This window comes from Microbacterium deferens (assembly GCF_045517775.1).
GTDB lineage: Bacteria > Actinomycetota > Actinomycetes > Actinomycetales > Microbacteriaceae > Microbacterium.
This window is the reverse complement of the sequence record NZ_JBEUWT010000001.1, coordinates 626,791-642,403: the sequence shown is the minus strand read 5'-3', so window position 1 is coordinate 642,403 and position 15,613 is coordinate 626,791. Positions and strand designations below refer to the sequence as shown.

The 15,613-nt window shown below is 70.9% G+C and carries 11 protein-coding genes and 1 tRNA gene; 11 read left to right on the top strand and 1 reads right to left on the bottom strand.

The genetic code is table 11. From position 1 onward, the window contains the following. The first annotated feature begins 76 nt into the window (after positions 1–76). Complete coding sequence (gene mfd / locus ABTU82_RS03185; RefSeq protein WP_407171696.1) at positions 77–3,685, top strand: transcription-repair coupling factor; 3,609 nt, start codon at positions 77–79, stop codon at positions 3,683–3,685. Between the two features lie 97 nt (positions 3,686–3,782). Here mfd and ABTU82_RS03180 read toward each other — a convergent pair whose 3' ends face one another. Next, positions 3,783–6,452: a phosphoenolpyruvate carboxylase gene (locus ABTU82_RS03180; protein WP_407171693.1), complete on the bottom strand. Its 2,670-nt coding sequence runs from the start codon at positions 6,450–6,452 to the stop codon at positions 3,783–3,785. A gap of 135 nt (positions 6,453–6,587) precedes the next feature. On the opposite strand from ABTU82_RS03180, the gene ABTU82_RS03175 reads away from it, so the two are divergent. The 10 genes from ABTU82_RS03175 (at position 6,588) to ABTU82_RS03130 (ending at position 15,607) form a co-directional block, all read left to right on the top strand. Continuing rightward, complete coding sequence (locus tag ABTU82_RS03175) at positions 6,588–7,226, top strand: nucleoside triphosphate pyrophosphohydrolase (protein ID WP_116646145.1); 639 nt, start codon at positions 6,588–6,590, stop codon at positions 7,224–7,226. 139 nt (positions 7,227–7,365) lie between these two features. Next, positions 7,366–8,622, top strand: coding sequence for a histidine--tRNA ligase (gene hisS, locus ABTU82_RS03170; protein ID WP_407173285.1), 1,257 nt, complete (start codon positions 7,366–7,368; stop codon positions 8,620–8,622). 60 nt (positions 8,623–8,682) lie between these two features. Further along, on the top strand, positions 8,683–9,471 hold the full coding sequence (locus tag ABTU82_RS03165) for an SGNH/GDSL hydrolase family protein (protein WP_407171691.1): 789 nt from the start codon (positions 8,683–8,685) through the stop codon (positions 9,469–9,471). Positions 9,472–9,567: 96 nt separating this feature from the next. Next, a complete protein-coding gene (locus ABTU82_RS03160) occupies positions 9,568–10,248 on the top strand; it encodes an O-methyltransferase (protein ID WP_407171689.1) in 681 nt (226 codons plus the stop codon). A gap of 96 nt (positions 10,249–10,344) precedes the next feature. Then, positions 10,345–11,625: a phosphopyruvate hydratase gene (eno, locus tag ABTU82_RS03155; protein WP_407171688.1), complete on the top strand. Its 1,281-nt coding sequence runs from the start codon at positions 10,345–10,347 to the stop codon at positions 11,623–11,625. Positions 11,626–11,659: 34 nt separating this feature from the next. After that, positions 11,660–12,139: an FtsB family cell division protein gene (locus tag ABTU82_RS03150; RefSeq protein ID WP_407171687.1), complete on the top strand. Its 480-nt coding sequence runs from the start codon at positions 11,660–11,662 to the stop codon at positions 12,137–12,139. A gap of 60 nt (positions 12,140–12,199) precedes the next feature. Next, on the top strand, positions 12,200–12,718 hold the full coding sequence (locus ABTU82_RS03145; protein WP_407171685.1) for a DUF501 domain-containing protein: 519 nt from the start codon (positions 12,200–12,202) through the stop codon (positions 12,716–12,718). Further along, entirely contained in the window at positions 12,715–14,007 is a 1,293-nt protein-coding gene (locus tag ABTU82_RS03140; protein ID WP_407171683.1) for a S8 family serine peptidase, read from the top strand. Before ABTU82_RS03145 ends, ABTU82_RS03140 begins: the two co-directional genes overlap by 4 nt. A gap of 13 nt (positions 14,008–14,020) precedes the next feature. Next, complete coding sequence (locus tag ABTU82_RS03135; RefSeq protein ID WP_407171681.1) at positions 14,021–15,430, top strand: NAD(P)/FAD-dependent oxidoreductase; 1,410 nt, start codon at positions 14,021–14,023, stop codon at positions 15,428–15,430. A 104-nt stretch (positions 15,431–15,534) separates the two neighbouring features. Continuing rightward, positions 15,535–15,607, top strand: a tRNA-Leu gene (locus ABTU82_RS03130). The last annotated feature ends 6 nt before the right edge of the window (positions 15,608–15,613 follow it).

Sequence of the window (15,613 nt, the reverse complement as noted above, 5' to 3'; positions counted from 1 at the left end):
TCTATCATTTCGCTCTCGTGAGAGAACGGATGCGGCGGCGAAGCCCCGTGGGGGTGGAGGCGCGTATGCTTCTCCGGTGACAGTTCCCGGGATCGTGCGCGCCCTTGAGCAGGATGAATCGTTCCGGGAGGCGATGGCCGCCGCGGTGGTCGATGCCGACCTCTCGCTGGTCGAGGGGCTCCACGCCCCGGCCCTCGCCGGCCTCCTCGAGCGGCGACGCTCAGCCGGGAAGCCCCCCGCGCTGCTGGTCATCGCTCCCACCGGCCGTCGTGCCGACTCGCTGGGCCCTGCCCTGGAGGCCCTCGTCCCGGGTGCTCAGGTGCTGCACTTCCCCGCGTGGGAGACGCTGCCCCACGAGCGGCTGAGCCCGAGTCCCGAGACCGTCGGCCGCCGTCTCGACGCCCTGCGACGCGTCGCGTCGTGGGACGGCGAGACACCCCTCATCGTCACAGCATCCATTCGCAGTGCTCTGCAGCCGCTCGCGTCCGGCCTCGCCGACGTGGCGCCGATCGACCTCACCGTGGGCGGGCGCGACTATGACCTCGAGTCGGTCACGCGCCAGCTCGTCGAGCGCGCCTACCTCCGCGTCGACATGGTGTCGCGCCGCGGCGAGTTCGCCGTGCGCGGCGGCATCCTCGACGTCTTCCCGCCCGTCGCCGACCACCCGCTGCGGGTGGAGTTCTTCGGCGACGAGGTCGACCAGATCCGCGCGTTCTCGGTGGCCGATCAGCGGTCGCTGCCCGGAGACGTCACCTCCGTCTCGCTCGTTCCGAGCCGTGAGCTGCTGCTGACCGCCGAGGTGCGGGCGCGGGCCGCCGAGCTGCGCGATGAGCTGCCCGCCCTTCGGTCGATCCTCGAGAAGATGGCCGAGGGCATCCCCGTGGAGGGGATGGAGTCGCTCACGCCCGCGCTGCTCGACCGCGTCGTACCCCTCGTCGAGTACCTGCCCATGGGGGCGGCCGTGGCGCTCGTCGACCCCGAGCGGTCGTTCGCCCGCGCCACCACCCTCGCCGATACGAACCGCGAGTTCCTCGACGCCGCCTGGTCGGCCGCGACCGCCGGTGCGGAGACGCCGATCAGCCTGGGGGCGGGCGACTTCCTCTCCCTCGCCACCCTGCGCGACGCGGCCCGCGAGCGCGAGGGCGTGTGGTGGTCCTTGTCGTCGTTCGACTCGGGGGCCTCCGACGCGACGTCGGACTTCGAGGGCACGGAATACGACGGGCTCGCCGCCGACGGCTCGCTGCGCGTGCGCGGCCAGGCCGTGCCCTCCTTCCAGGGCAACATCGACGGCGCGACCGAGCACGTCGGGCAGCTCTTGACCGACGGCTGGCGGGTGGTCGTCGTGGCCTCCGGGCCCGGTCTCGTCGACCGCGCGCGTGACGTGCTGGCCGAGCGCGGCATCGCCGCCCGGCGTGACGAGGCGCTCATCCAGGAACCCGCCCCGGGGGTGGCCCTTCTCGTCTGCGCCGAACTCGAGCGCGGGTTCGAGATGCCGGGGTCGCGGTTCGCGGTGCTCACCGAGGCGGAGTTCTACGGGCGCGCCGTCGCCAACGACTCGCGCACGGTCAAGAAGCTGGCCTCCAAGCGGCGCAACGTCGTCGATCCGCTGCAGCTGAAGACCGGCGACTTCGTCGTGCACTCGACGCACGGCATCGGAAAGTTCGTCGAGCTGCAGCAGCGCGAGGTCTCCAGCGGCGGTCGCAATGCGGTCAAGAGCATTCGCGACTACCTCGTGCTCGAGTACGCACCGTCCAAGCGCGGCTACCCCGGCGACAAGCTCTACGTGCCCACCGACCAGCTCGACCTTCTCTCCCGCTACGTCGGGGGAGAGGCGCCCACCCTGTCGAAGATGGGCGGCAGCGACTGGGCCCAGGCGAAGGGACGCGCGCGCAAGGCGGTGCGCGACATCGCGGTGGAGCTGGTGAAGCTCTACTCGGCGCGCATGGCCGCGAAGGGCCACGCCTTCGGCCCCGACACCCCGTGGCAGCGCGAGCTCGAAGAGGCGTTCCCGTTCGCCGAGACCCCCGACCAGCTGCAGACGATCGACGAGATCAAGGCAGACATGGAGAAGCCGATCCCCATGGACCGCCTGCTGTCGGGCGACGTCGGATTCGGCAAGACCGAGGTCGCCGTCCGCGCCGCCTTCAAAGCGATCCAGGACGGCAAGCAGGTCGCGATGCTCGTGCCGACGACCCTGCTGGTCAAGCAGCACACCGAGACCTTCGCCGAGCGGTTCGCCGGGTTCCCGGTGAAGGTGCGCGCGCTCTCGCGCTTCCAGACCGACAAAGAGGCCCGTGAGGTGCTCGCGGGCATCACCGACGGCACGATCGACATGGTCATCGGTACGCACCGCATCCTCACCGAGAAGGTGCAGTTCAAAGACCTCGGGCTGATGATCATCGACGAGGAGCAGCGCTTCGGCGTCGAGCACAAGGACGCGCTGAAGAAGATGAAGACGAACGTCGACATCCTCGCCATGAGCGCGACGCCGATCCCTCGCACGCTCGAGATGGCGGTCACCGGCATCCGCGAGATGTCGACGCTGCAGACCCCGCCGGAAGACCGGCACCCGATCCTGTCGTACGTCGGCGCTCGCAACCCCAAGCAGATCGCTGCGGCCATCCGCCGTGAGCTTCTGCGGGAGGGGCAGGTGTTCTACGTCCACAACCGGGTGCAGTCGATCAACAAGGTCGCCGCAGAGCTGGCCGAACTCGTTCCCGAGGCGCGGATCGCCGTCGCCCACGGCCAGATGGGCGAGCACGCCCTCGAGCAGGTCGTCGACGACTTCTGGGAGCGCCGGGCCGACGTGCTCGTTTCGACGACGATCATCGAGACGGGTCTCGACATCGCCAACGCGAACACGATCATCATCGATCGCGCCGACAAATACGGGCTGTCGCAGCTGCACCAGCTGCGCGGCCGCGTCGGGCGCGCCCGCGAGCGTGCCTACGCCTACTTCCTCTACGACGACCAGAAGCCGCTGTCCGAGACGGCCGCCGACCGTCTCGAGACGATCGCGGTCAACAACGACCTCGGCAGCGGCATGCAGGTCGCGCTGAAGGACCTCGAGCTCCGCGGCGCCGGAAACCTGCTCGGGGGCGAGCAGGCAGGACACATTGCCGGTGTCGGCTTCGACCTGTACCTGCGCATGGTCGGCGAGGCCGTCGCGACTTTCCGCGGTGAAGACACCGAGGGGCCGGCCGAGCTGCGGCTGGAGCTCCCCGTCGACGCGCGCCTTCCCGAGTCGTACATCGACAGCGAGCGCCTGCGGCTCGAGGCTTACCAGAAGCTTTCGGCCGCAGCATCCGCCACCGCCAAGGACGACGCGATCGACCTCGTCATCGATGAGATGCGCGACCGCTACGGCGAGCCCCCGGCCGAGGTCGACGGATTGATCGCCGTCGCGCGTCTGCGCCGCCGTGCGGCGCGCGCGGGGCTGGAAGACGTCGTGGCGATGGGGCCGAACCTGCGCGTCGCCCCCGCCCGACTGGCCGATTCGATGCGCGTGCGCCTGCAGCGCTTGTACCCGAAGGCGAAGCTCGTCTCCGGCGGCGACGCGATGGTCGTGCCGCTGCCGACCGACACGCACGACGCCGCGCTGATCGCCTGGGTCGCCCAGCTGCTCGACGCGCTCTTCCCCGAGCCCGTCGCCGCGCCCGCCGAGCCGCAACCCGCCTCCGCCTGAGCCCTCCTCACGCCGAGAGTGCCCGTTTTCGCCGAGAGTGCCGCAACTAGCGGGCACGATCGGCGAAAACGGGCACCCTCGAGCGGATGCTGCGCGCTCAGCCCGTGTTCTGGAGCCCGGCCGCGACCCCGCTGACCGAGAGCAGCAGCAGGCGCTCCTGCTCGGGATCGCTGGGCGTCGCCTCGTCGCCGGAGCGGAGCGACCGCAGCGCCCGCAGCTGCAGGAGCGAGAGGGCGTCGACGTAAGGGCTGCGCATCTTCACCGCGCGCTGGAGCACCGGCTTGTTGTCGAGCAGCTCCGAGCCGGCGGTCACGCGGATCACCCACGACCGCGTCAGCAGCATCTCGCCCATGACGAGGTCGGCGAGGTCGTCGCGGTCGCCGAGGTCGAGGTAGCGCCGGGCGATCCGCGCGTCGGCCTTCGCGAGGCTCATGGCCACGTTGTCGACGAGGGTGCGGAACAGCGGCCAGTCGGCGTACGCCTGACGGAGCCGGTGCTCGTCGCCGACGGCCTCGAGGGCCGTACCGAGTCCGAACCAGCCGGCGAGGTTGATGCGGGCCTGCGTCCACGCGAACACCCACGGGATCGCCCGCAGGTCTTCGAGCGACTCGACCGACAGGCCACGGCGCGCGGGGCGCGAGCCGAGTGCGAGGTTGCCGAGCTCCTCCATCGGTGTGACGGTCGCGAACCACGGAGCGAAGCCGGGCGCCTTGACCAGTTCGAAGAAGCGGGCGCGGGATGCTTCGTCCATCGCCGCGGCGACATCGGCGTAGCGCTCGGCGGCATCGCGGTTGCGGTCTTCGTTCGAGGGCGCCGAGGCCATGAGCACGGCGGCGGCCACCTGATCGATGTGTCGCATCGCGATGGCGGGGTCGCCGTAGCGGGCGAAGATGACCTCGCCCTGCTCGGTGAGCTTGAAGCGCCCGTCGACCGAGTGCGGCGGCTGGGCGAGGATCGCCGAGTTCGCGGGCCCGCCGCCGCGGCCGAGCGCACCGCCGCGACCGTGGAACAGCGTCAGCTCGATGCGGCTCTCATCGGCCCAGGCCGCGATCTTCGCCTGCGCCTCGTAGAGCGCGAGATTCGCCGCGACCGGGCCGACGTCCTTCGACGAGTCGGAGTAGCCGAGCATGACCTCCAGGCGGCGGTCGGTCGCGTTCAGCCGCGCCTCGAACTCGGGGTGATGCACGACCTCGGCGAGGATGGCCGGCGCGGCCTGCAGATCGGCGAAGGTCTCGAACAGCGGGATGACGTCGAGAACGGGCAGGGTCGCGCCCTCGCCCATGGCGTGACGGGCCAGCTCATGCACGTTCGCGAGGTCTTCGGCCGACTGCGTGAACGACACGATGTAGCGTCCCGCAGCGCGCGGGCCGAAGCGCTCCTGCACGAAGGCGATCGCGCGGAAGACCTCGAGCACCTCTTCGGTCTGTTCGCTGCGCGCGCCGCCGGCGGCGAGCTCGGCGAGCACGGCGCGGTGGACGGCGGAGTGCTGACGCACCTCGAGCTCGGCGAGGTGGAAGCCGTACGTCTCCACCTGCCAGATCATGTGCTGCAGCTGGCCGTACGCCTGGCGCGGTGCACCGGCCGCCACGAGCGACTCCTGCACCGTGCGGAGGTCGGCGAGGAGGTGGTCGGGGTCGCGATACGCCAGGTCGGCGTCACGGGTGCGCGTCGCGGCGATCTTCCGAGCCACGACGAGCAGGATGCGGCGGTGCGGCTCGTTGGGCGAGCGCTTGGCGATCTCGGTGGCGGCGTCCTCGTCGGCGGCGCGGAGACGCCGCCACAGTGCCAGCAGCGCCTCGCTCGGCGGAGTCGTCGTCGCGTCGAGCGTCAGACCGCGGCCGATGCGCTGCGCCGTGCGCTCGAGACCGAGGAGCACGTGCTCGCTGGCGATCCCCGCGGCTTTGCGGGTCACCTTCGCGGTCACGAACGGGTTGCCGTCGCGGTCGCCGCCGACCCACGATCCCACGCGCACGAAGGGGCGCACGATCGGCGGGCGGGACCCCGCATCCGCTCCCTGGATCGCCTCGTCGATGCGCCGGTAGACGTCGGGCACAGCCGTGTAGAGGGTCTCGTCGAAGATCGCCATGACAGCGCGCACCTCGTCGGTGGGAGACGGCTTCTCGGCGCGCAGCGGCGCGGTGCGCCACAGGGTGTCGATCTCCTCGATCATCTTCGGTTCGATGCGGGCCGAGTCGGCGCCGTCGCGGATCGCCGCGTCGCGCTCGTCGATGAACTCCGCGAGGCGTCGGATGCTGCTCGACACCGCGCGGCGGCGGGCTTCGGTCGGGTGCGCGGTGAAGACCGGGTGGAACCGCAGCGACTGCAGGCGGGTCAGCGCCGCCGCCTCGCCGACCTCGGACGACAGCTGCGCGTACGCGCCGGCGATGGAGTCGGTGGCGGAGCGCCCCGGTCGTCCGTCGCGCTCGCGAAGCGCACGCACGCGCTGGTGCTCCTCCGCGAGGTTCACGAGGTGGAAGTAGGCCGTGAAGGCGCGGGCGACCTCGTCGGCACGCGCGACGGTGAACCCGTCGGCGATGGCCGCCGCACGCGCGAAGGCCTCGGGGGTCTCATCGGTGTAGGCGTGGATCGTCGCCGTGCGGAGGCGTTCGACGTCTTCGTACAGACCGGGGGAGCCGCTCTCACGCAGAACGCGCCCGAGCAGCGAGCCGAGCAGTCGCACGTCGGAACGCATCTGCTCGGGCAGCTCCTCGGCGGCTTCGAAGCGGCCGACCAGGTCGATGGCCTCCGTGTGGGTCAATTCGCGCATCCCTCCACGCTAGCGCCGCCGGATGACGGTGATGTGACACGGCCCGTCTCGACGGGTGGGTCCGGTGCGGCCGGAGGACCGCGATACTCGTCTCGTGGCGCGCACGCCGCAGCATCCTTCTCCCCGGGAGTCCTCATGAGCACCGTCGATCCGCTCCGCGAAGCCGCTGAGACCATGCGCGCCGTGCGCGACCGGTGCGTCTGGTCGCAGCAGATCGATCACCGCGCCCTCGTGCCCTACCTGGTCGAGGAGAGCGCCGAGGTGATCGATGCGGTCGAGGCGGGCAGTCGCGACGACCTGCGTGAAGAGCTGGGAGACCTGCTGTGGCAGGTGCTCTTCCACGCCGAGATCGCGTCTCGCGATGAGGACGACCCTTTTGACATCGACGACGTCGCACGGGTGCTGACCGAGAAGATGGTGCGCCGTCACCCGCACGTGTTCGCCGGCGAGGTGGCAACGACGCCCGAGCAGGTGCTCGTGCACTGGAATGCGGCCAAGGCCGCGGAGAAGCGCACGCGCACGAGCGTGCTCGACGGCGTGTCGGAGCACATGCCGTCACTCGCGCTCGCGCAGAAAGTGCTCGGCCGCGCCGCGCAGGTCGGCGTCGAGGCGATGCCTGCCGCTGCGCCGGCGCGGACGGAGGCCGAGCTCGGCGACGCGCTCCTCGCGCTCGTCGCCGAGGCGCGCGGCAACGGCTGGGACGCCGAGCGCGCGCTCCGCGAGCGTCTGCGGATGCTGCAGGCCGACGTCCGCGCGGCGGAGGAGCCCGCGTAGCGCGCTGAGAGTCCACGACACCCGGACGCGCCTCGCGCTGCCTCCGGGTGTTGTGGACTCTCAGTGATCGGGCGCGGCGGAGCGCCCCGCGGCAACCTGGAAGAATGGCGCGGTGGCAACCGTGAACCCGCCGCGCGGCATGCGCGACTTCCTCCCCGCCGAGAAGGCCCGTCGCGAGCGCGTGCTCGCCGTCATCCGTGATCGCTACCGCGCGCACGGCTTCGACGAGATCGAGACCCCCGTCATGGAGGAGTACTCGCGCCTGCACGCGGGCATCGGTGGCGACAACGAGAAGCTCGCCTTCAACGTTCTGGCCCGCGGGCTCGACGCCGACGCCATCCGCGCCGCTGCCGACGACCCGGCGGCCCTCACCGACCTCGGGCTCCGCTACGACCTCACCGTGCCGCTCGCGCGCTTCTATGCGAGCCACCGCGGCGAACTGCCCGGGGTGTTCCGCGCGATCCAGATCGCCCCCGTCTGGCGTGCCGAACGGCCGCAGAAGGGCCGCTACCGCCAGTTCGTGCAGTGCGACATCGACATCATCGGCGATGCCACCGCGCGCGCCGAGGCCGAACTCATCGCCGCCACGCTCGACACCCTCGACGCGCTCGGGCTCGAGGGAGGGGTCGTGCGGGTGAACGATCGCCGGGTGCTCGACTGGATGCTGTCGAGCTTCGGTTTCGCCGAAGACGAACGCCCCCGCGTACTCATCACGATCGACAAGCTCGACAAGATCGGGCCCGACGGCGTGGTGCGCGAGCTCGCCGACCGCGGTGCCGCCGCCGCGGCCGTCGAGGCGTTCGGGGAGTTCCTCCGCCGCACCTCGGATGCGGACGTGCCGTTCGGCGAGCAGCAGATCCGCGGTGCGCTCCCCGACGGGGTCCCCGATGAGATCGTCGCGCACCTGACGGGGATCGGCGACGCCGTCGCCGCCGCGCGGCCGGGGGAGTCCGGCATCCCGGTCGTGTTCGATCCGTTCCTCGTGCGCGGCATGGGCTACTACACCGGCACGATCTTCGAGCTCGCCCACCCGAGCGTCGGCTACTCGCTCGGCGGCGGCGGCCGTTATGACGGCATGATCGGGAGGTTCCTCGGCCAGGACGTGCCTGCCGTCGGTTTCTCGATCGGTTTCGAGCGCATCGTCGACCTGCTCGAGGGCGATGCGGACGCCGCCGACCGGGCGATCGTGCTCGTGCACGACCGCGATGTCACGGTCGCCGAGCTGGTCGCCGTGAAGGCCGCTCTCGTCGCGGAGGGCGCACGCGTCCGCCTCGAGCAGCGCCCGAAGAATCTCAAGCCGCTCCTCGAACGCGCGGCCACTGACGGCTACACCGGGTTCGCCTTCGTCGCCGCGGGCGCGAACCCGTCCGACATCGAGGTGAAGCCGCTCGCCTGACGGGGGGCCTCTTCACCCTCCGGCAACGTACCGTTCAGCTCGCCGGGGTCGAATCGGGGCATGAGCCGCATTCGAGTGGCCGCGATCGCCGCGTCCGGACTCGCCGGGGCCGGCGTCGTGGTCGTCGCATCGCGCGAGGTGCTGCGCCGCCAGGCGGCCGTCGCGCGCAGACGCATCGGCAAGCCTCTGGGTGAGCTCGCGCCCGACTCCGACCGGGTGTGGCGCCGCTCGCTCGAGGGGGCACCGGTCGAGCTCCTGCTGCTCGGCGACTCCATCGCCGCCGGCCTCGGAGCCGAACGACGCAAAGACACCCTCGGCGCGCGCCTCGCGAAGGGGCTCGCCCGGCGCACCCATCGGCCCGTGCGGCTGAGGACCGCGGCGGTGGTCGGCTCCGAGTCCTCGGCGTTGGCAGGACAGCTCGACACGCTTCCCCCCGACTACGCCGCCGATCTGGCGGTCATCGTCGTCGGCGGCAATGACGTCACCCACCGTGTACCGGTGTCGGTGGCGACCGGGCACCTCATCGAGGCGATCGGCCGGTTGCACGAACGCGGCGCGGCCGTCGTCGTCGCGACCTGTCCCGACCTCCGGTCGTTGCGGGCCGTCCCGCAGCCCCTGCGGAGCCTCGCCTCCCGGCTCTCACGACAGCTCGCGAACGAGCAGGCGGAGGCCGCGACTGCCGCGGGTGCCGAGGTGTTCTCCCTGCGCCGGACGGTGGGGCCCATGTTCCTGTCCGAGCCCGACGAGATGTTCAGCCTCGACCGCTTCCACCCCAGCGCCCTGGGCTACCGGCGCACGGCCGAGGCGCTCCTCCCCGTCGCGCTGCACGCGCTGACGCGCCACGCCTGACCCCGCAGCATCCGCCCGCCCTCCTCGGTCCGCGAGCGTGCGGTCTCGCGGGGGAGCACCTTGACCAGGCGCGCGCCGGGACGCGAGGCTGGCGGCATGAGCGAGCTCACCCCCGCCGCGTACCGCGCGGTCGACGCCTATCTGTCCGAGACCCTCGTCGGACACGACCCCGCTCTCGAGGCGGCCGTGGCAGACCAGGATGCTGCGGGGCTGCCCTCGATCGAGGTGGCACCGGTCAACGGCAAGCTCCTCCACCTGCTCGTGCGGATGAGCGGCGCGCGCCGGGTGCTCGAGATCGGCACGCTCGGTGCCTACTCGACGATCTGGCTGGCACGGGGCCTTCCCGCCGACGGGCGTGTCGTCACGATCGAGGCCGAGGCGGCGAATGCCGCCGTCGCCCGCGCGAATCTCGAGCGGGCGGGGGAGAGCGGCCGGGTCGAGGTGCTCGAAGGTCGGGCGGCCGACGTGCTCCCCACCCTCGCCGGCGGCGAACCGTTCGATCTCGTCTTCATCGACGCCGACAAGGAGTCGAACACGATCTACCTCGACTGGGCGGCCCGGCTCGGGCGCCCCGGAACCGTCGTGGTCGTCGACAACATCGGCCGCAACGGCGACGTCGCCGACGCCGACACCGTCGACCCGCGGATCGTCGGCACCCGCGCGGGCCTGGCGATGCTCGGCGGCGACCCGCGATTCGACGCCACCGCGCTGCAGACCCTCGACCGCAAGGGCTGGGACGGCGTGGCCATCGCGCTCGTGACGGACGCCGCATCCTGACCCGCCCCGTGGAGAGCCGTTCGCATCACTAGACTCGACGAGGACCGACGACGCTCCGCACCACCTCACACCCCGAGATCACACAGGGAGTCCTCCGTGGCACTTATCGAGGCTGTCAACGCGCGCGAGATTCTGGATTCGCGCGGAAACCCGACCGTCGAGGTGGAGGTGTTGCTCGACGACGGCATCGTCCAGCGCGCGGCCGTTCCGTCCGGCGCATCCACCGGCGCCTTCGAGGCGTACGAACTCCGCGACGGAGACAAGAGCCGCTACAGCGGCAAGGGCGTCCTCAAGGCCGTCGCTGCGGTCGTCGATGAGCTCGGCCCCGCGCTCGAGGGCGTCGAAGCCAGCGAGCAGCGCATCGTCGATGAGATCCTCATCGAGACCGACGGCACCGAGAACAAGTCGCGCTGCGGCGCCAACGCCATCCTCGGCGTCAGCCTCGCCGTGGCCAAGGCCGCCGCCGACAGCGCCGACCTGCCGCTGTTCCGCTACCTGGGCGGACCCAACGCGCACGTCCTCCCCGTGCCGCTGTTCAACGTCATCAACGGTGGTTCGCACGCCGACAACGGCATCGACTTCCAGGAGTACTTCCTCGCTCCGATCGGCGCGGAGTCCTTCTCCGAGTCGCTGCGCTGGGGCACCGAGGTCTACCACGTGCTCAAGGGCCAGCTGAAGGCCGCCGGCTTCGCCACCGGCCTCGGCGACGAGGGCGGCTTCGCCCCCGACCTGCCCAGCAACCGCGAGGGGCTCGACTTCCTCATGGGCGCGATCGAGAAGGCCGGCTTCACGCCCGGCACCGACATCGCCGTGGGCCTCGACGTGGCCGCGACCGAGTTCTTCGCCGACGGCGTCTACACCGTCGAGGGCAAGTCGTGGTCGGCCGAGCAGCTGACCGACTACTTCGCCGACCTCGCCGCGAACTACCCGATCGTCACGATCGAAGACGCGCTGGCAGAGGACGACTGGGACGCGTGGAAGCTGCTCACCGACAAGCTCGGCACCCAGGTGCAGCTCGTCGGCGACGACCTCTTCGTCACGAACCCCGAGCGCCTCCAGCGTGGCATCGACCTGGGCGTCGCCAACGCCCTCCTGGTCAAGGTCAACCAGATCGGCACGCTCTCCGAGACGCTCGACGCGATCTCGCTGGCGACGCAGAACGGTTACCGTTCGATGCTCTCGCACCGCTCGGGCGAGACCGAAGACACCACCATCGCCGACCTCGCCGTCGCGGTGAACGCGGGTCAGATCAAGACCGGCGCGCCCGCCCGCAGCGAGCGCGTCGCGAAATACAATCAGCTTCTGCGCATCGAGGAGGAGCTGGGCGACGCCGGCGTCTTCGCCGGCCGCGGCGCCTTCCCGCGCTTCAAGGGCTGACACGCAGTAACACGCACGACGAGAGGGAGGAACCATGAGCGATCGGGTTCCTCCCTCTCGCACGTCCGGCCAGGGCGACCCTCGCGTCGACGTGCGCGCGTGGCTGGGCGGCATCCGCTTCTCCGGGTTCATGGTCATCATGCTCGGGCTCGTGGTGCTCGCCGTGTTCACCCTCGTGCCGACGGTCGGAACGTACGTCGATCAACGCCAACAGATCGCGGGACTCCAGGATGCTGTCTCGCTCAGCCAGTCCGAGGTGGACGACCTCGAAGCGCAGCGCGAGCGATGGACGGATCCCGCCTACATCACGACGCAGGCCCGTGAGCGTCTCTACTACGTCAAGCCCGGTGAGGTCGTCTATCTCGTCGACGACGACCTGCCCCCGTCGGTCCTCCCTCAGGACGAAGCTCCGGTGAGCGAGGACGTCGAGCAGACCCGCACCGACTGGATGGCACAGCTCGTGCGATCGGTCACGACGGCAGGTCTCGCCCAGACCGCGGTTCCCGCCCCCTGACATCGGCGGTCGGCGCCGCCGATCGGCGTGAGGGGCGCGCCGCACGGTAGCCTGGGGGCGATGAGTACGCCGCCCTACCCGCCGGTCACCGACGCTGAGCTCGCCGTGCTCCGCGAGCAGCTCGGGCGCCCCGCGCGCGGCGTGGTCGGCATCGCCGCCCGTTGCGTCTGCGGCAACCCGACCGTCGTCGCGACCCTTCCGCGTCTCGACGACGGATCACCGTTCCCGACGTTCTACTACCTCACGCACCCGGCCGCCACGGCAGCGATGTCGACGCTCGAGGCGGATCACGTGATGCGCGAGTTCACCGACGAGCTCGCCGAGGACGACCTCGAGCGCGACGCGTACCTCCGCGCACACGAGGCGTATCTGCGCGATCGGGCCCGGTACGGCGAGCCCGAGGAGATCGCCGGTGTGTCGGCCGGTGGCATGCCGACGCGGGTCAAGTGTCTCCACGCCCTGGCGGGCCACGCGCTCGCCGCCGGCCCGGGGGTGAATCCCATCGGCGACCGCGCACTCGAACGCTCCACCTGGTCGCCCGAGCAGTGCGTCTGCGTGAGTCCGGGAGCGGCGGCATGAAGCGCTTCGCCGCGGCCGTCCTCTCGGTGGTCGTGGCGGGCACGCTGGTCGGGGCGGCGACCCCGGCCCCTCCCGTGGTCGACGATCCCGCCGACGGCGTGAGAGCGGCGGAGTACTGGCTTGATCAGTACGGCATCCGCGAGGCGTGGAACACCACCCGCGGCGCCGGCTCGCGGATCGCCATCATCGACACGGGTATCGCGTCGGGGCCGGTGGAGTTCACCGGCGCTGTCGCCGGGGGTATCGACGTCTCCGGCGTGGGCACGCCCGACGGACGCACCCCGGTGGGCGGCACCGACCGCGCGCACGGCAGCTGGGTCGCGTCGCTCGCGGGCGCGCGGGGCACCGGTGACGGGCGGGGGATGATCGGCGTCGCCCCCGAAGCTGAACTGCTGTCCGTCTCCGTCGGGTTCGGCGGCACCTCTTCGGTGTCGTTCATCCAGCAGATCGCCGAAGCCATCCACTGGTCGGTCGACAACGGCGCCAACGTGATCAACCTCTCCTTCACGACGAACACCCTCGACTGGGATGAGACCTGGGACGAAGCGTTCCAGTACGCGTTCGACAACGACGTCGTCGTCATCGTCGCGGCGGGAAACCGCGGGAGCGGAACCAACCGCGTCGGCGCACCCGCCACGATCCCCGGTGTGTTGACCGTCGGGGGCGTCGATCCGTCGGGCGTCGCGAGTCAGGAAGCATCCACTCAAGGCATCACCATCGGGGTCTCGGCTCCCAGCGAGCGTCTTCTCGGCGTTTCGCCGAGCGGTCAGCTCGTCTGGTGGGACGGCACGAGCGGCGCGGCCCCGCTGGTCGCGGGGATCGCCGCCCTCATCCGCTCGGCGCACCCCGAGCTCGACGCCGACAACGTGATCAACCGACTGATCAAGACCGCCAGTCCCGTGCCCGGGATCGCCGCGCTGCCCGATCCCCTCTACGGGTACGGTCTCGTGAACGCCTCCGCGGCGGTCACCGCGCAGGTGGCGACCGTCGACGAGAGCCCGCTCGGGCTGACGCTGGAGGAGTGGATCCGCCTCTACCGCCGGGCCGACGCCGCGCCCGCGCCCGCGGTCACGCCGACCCCGGTGGAGGTGCCCCCGCTTCCCGATGCCGAGGAGCGTTCCTCGGAGGCTTCGCCGTTCGTCCCGAGCGGCGACACCCTGCTCTATGGGACGGTGCCGCTCGTGGCGGGCACGCTCGCGGCTATAATGATCTCGCTCGGCTTCACCGCTGCTGTCCGGCGCATCAGATCGGCGCGCGCATCTCGCGGGCCAAGCCGCACCATCATCTAGGAGTTCTTCCACCGTGACCAACACCGTTCCCAGGATCCTCATCGTCGGTGGCGGATACGCGGGGTTCTACACCGCGTGGCACTTCGAGAAGCGGTCCCGCCGCGGCGAAGCGGATGTCACGATCGTCGACCCGCTGCCGTACATGACCTACCAGCCGTTCCTCCCCGAGGTCGCGGCCGGCGCCATCGAACCCCGCCACGCCGTCGTCGCCCTGCGTCGCCACCTGAAGCGCACGACGGTCGTCACGGCGAAGGTCACCAAGATCGACCACGCGAACAAGGTCGCCACGATCACGCCCGCCGAGGGCGAGCCGTGGCAGCAGGAGTACGACCAGATCGTCGTCACCGCCGGAGCCGTCTCGCGCACCTTCCCGATCCCGGGCATCGCCGACAACGCGATCGGACTCAAGACCATCGAAGAGGCCGTCGCCGTGCGCGACCGCCTCATGTCGAACTTCGACCGTGCGTCGGTGCTCCCCGCCGGCCCTGAGCGCGAGAGACTCCTCACGGTCGTCGTCGTCGGCGGCGGTTTCGCCGGCATCGAGGTCTTCGCCGAGCTGCGCTCGCTGGCATCGGCGCTGCTGAAGGATTACCCGCAGCTGTCGTTCGACGAGACCCACTTCCACCTCATCGAGGCGATGGGGCGCATCATGCCCGAGGTCTCGCTGAAGACGAGCGAGTGGGTGCTGAAAGACCTCGCCAAGCGCGGCGCGTTCGTGCACCTCGACACGCAGCTGCAGAGCGCGGTCGACGGCATCGTGCAGCTGTCGACGGGCGAGACGATCCCGACCGACCTCATCGTCTGGACCGCCGGCGTCATGGCCAACCCGACCGTCGTGCGCGGCGGCGACCTGCCCGTCGAGGAGCGCGGACGCATCCGCACCCGTCCCGACCTGCGTGTCGGCACCGACGACGAGATCGTCGAGGGCGCCTGGGCCGCCGGTGACGTGTCGGCCGTCCCCGACCTCTCCGGTGGTGGTGTCGGCGGTTTCTGCGTGCCGAACGCCCAGCACGCCGTCCGTCAGGGCAAGCTCCTCGCGAAGAACGTGCTCGCGATCGTCCGCGGCGAAGAGCCGAAGAACTACTTCCACAAGAACCTGGGAGCCGTCGCCGGCCTCGGTCTCTACAACGGCGTCTTCCAGTCGGGCAACATCGCTCTCAAGGGTCTCATCGCGTGGTTCGCCCACCGCGGTTACCACGGTATGGCGATGCCCTCGTGGGAGCGCAAGATCCGCGTGGTGTGGGGATGGATCAACAACTTCTTCCTCGGTCGCGACATCGTCAGCCTCGAGGCCGTCCAGACCCCCCGTGCCGTGTTCGAAGAGTTCGCCGCTCGTCCGAAGCCCCCGCAGCCCGCGGCGGTCGAGGAGTCGAAGCCGGCTGCCGAGAAGGCCGAGCCCGAGAAGGTCGCCGCCGCCGGCTGATCCGCCCGCGTCGTCGAACGAGCCGGTGCACCCTGCGGGGTGCCCGGCTCGTTCTGCACCGGCACTACGGTGGTGGTGTCGGCGACGTGCAGGTGCCGGCACCGGCCCCCGTAGCCCAATGGCAGAGGCAGGCGACTTAAAATCGCTTCAGTCTGGGTTCGAGTCCCAGCGGGGGCACATCCG

Coding starts and splice junctions, on each gene's coding strand:
- ABTU82_RS03180 (WP_407171693.1), bottom strand. CDS start 6,452: ATGCGCGAATTGACCCACACGGAGGCCATCGACCTGGTCGGCCGCTTC.
- ABTU82_RS03175 (WP_116646145.1), top strand. CDS start 6,588: ATGAGCACCGTCGATCCGCTCCGCGAAGCCGCTGAGACCATGCGCGCC.
- hisS (WP_407173285.1), top strand. CDS start 7,366: ATGCGCGACTTCCTCCCCGCCGAGAAGGCCCGTCGCGAGCGCGTGCTC.
- ABTU82_RS03165 (WP_407171691.1), top strand. CDS start 8,683: ATGAGCCGCATTCGAGTGGCCGCGATCGCCGCGTCCGGACTCGCCGGG.
- ABTU82_RS03160 (WP_407171689.1), top strand. CDS start 9,568: ATGAGCGAGCTCACCCCCGCCGCGTACCGCGCGGTCGACGCCTATCTG.
- ABTU82_RS03150 (WP_407171687.1), top strand. CDS start 11,660: ATGAGCGATCGGGTTCCTCCCTCTCGCACGTCCGGCCAGGGCGACCCT.
- ABTU82_RS03145 (WP_407171685.1), top strand. CDS start 12,200: ATGAGTACGCCGCCCTACCCGCCGGTCACCGACGCTGAGCTCGCCGTG.
- ABTU82_RS03140 (WP_407171683.1), top strand. CDS start 12,715: ATGAAGCGCTTCGCCGCGGCCGTCCTCTCGGTGGTCGTGGCGGGCACG.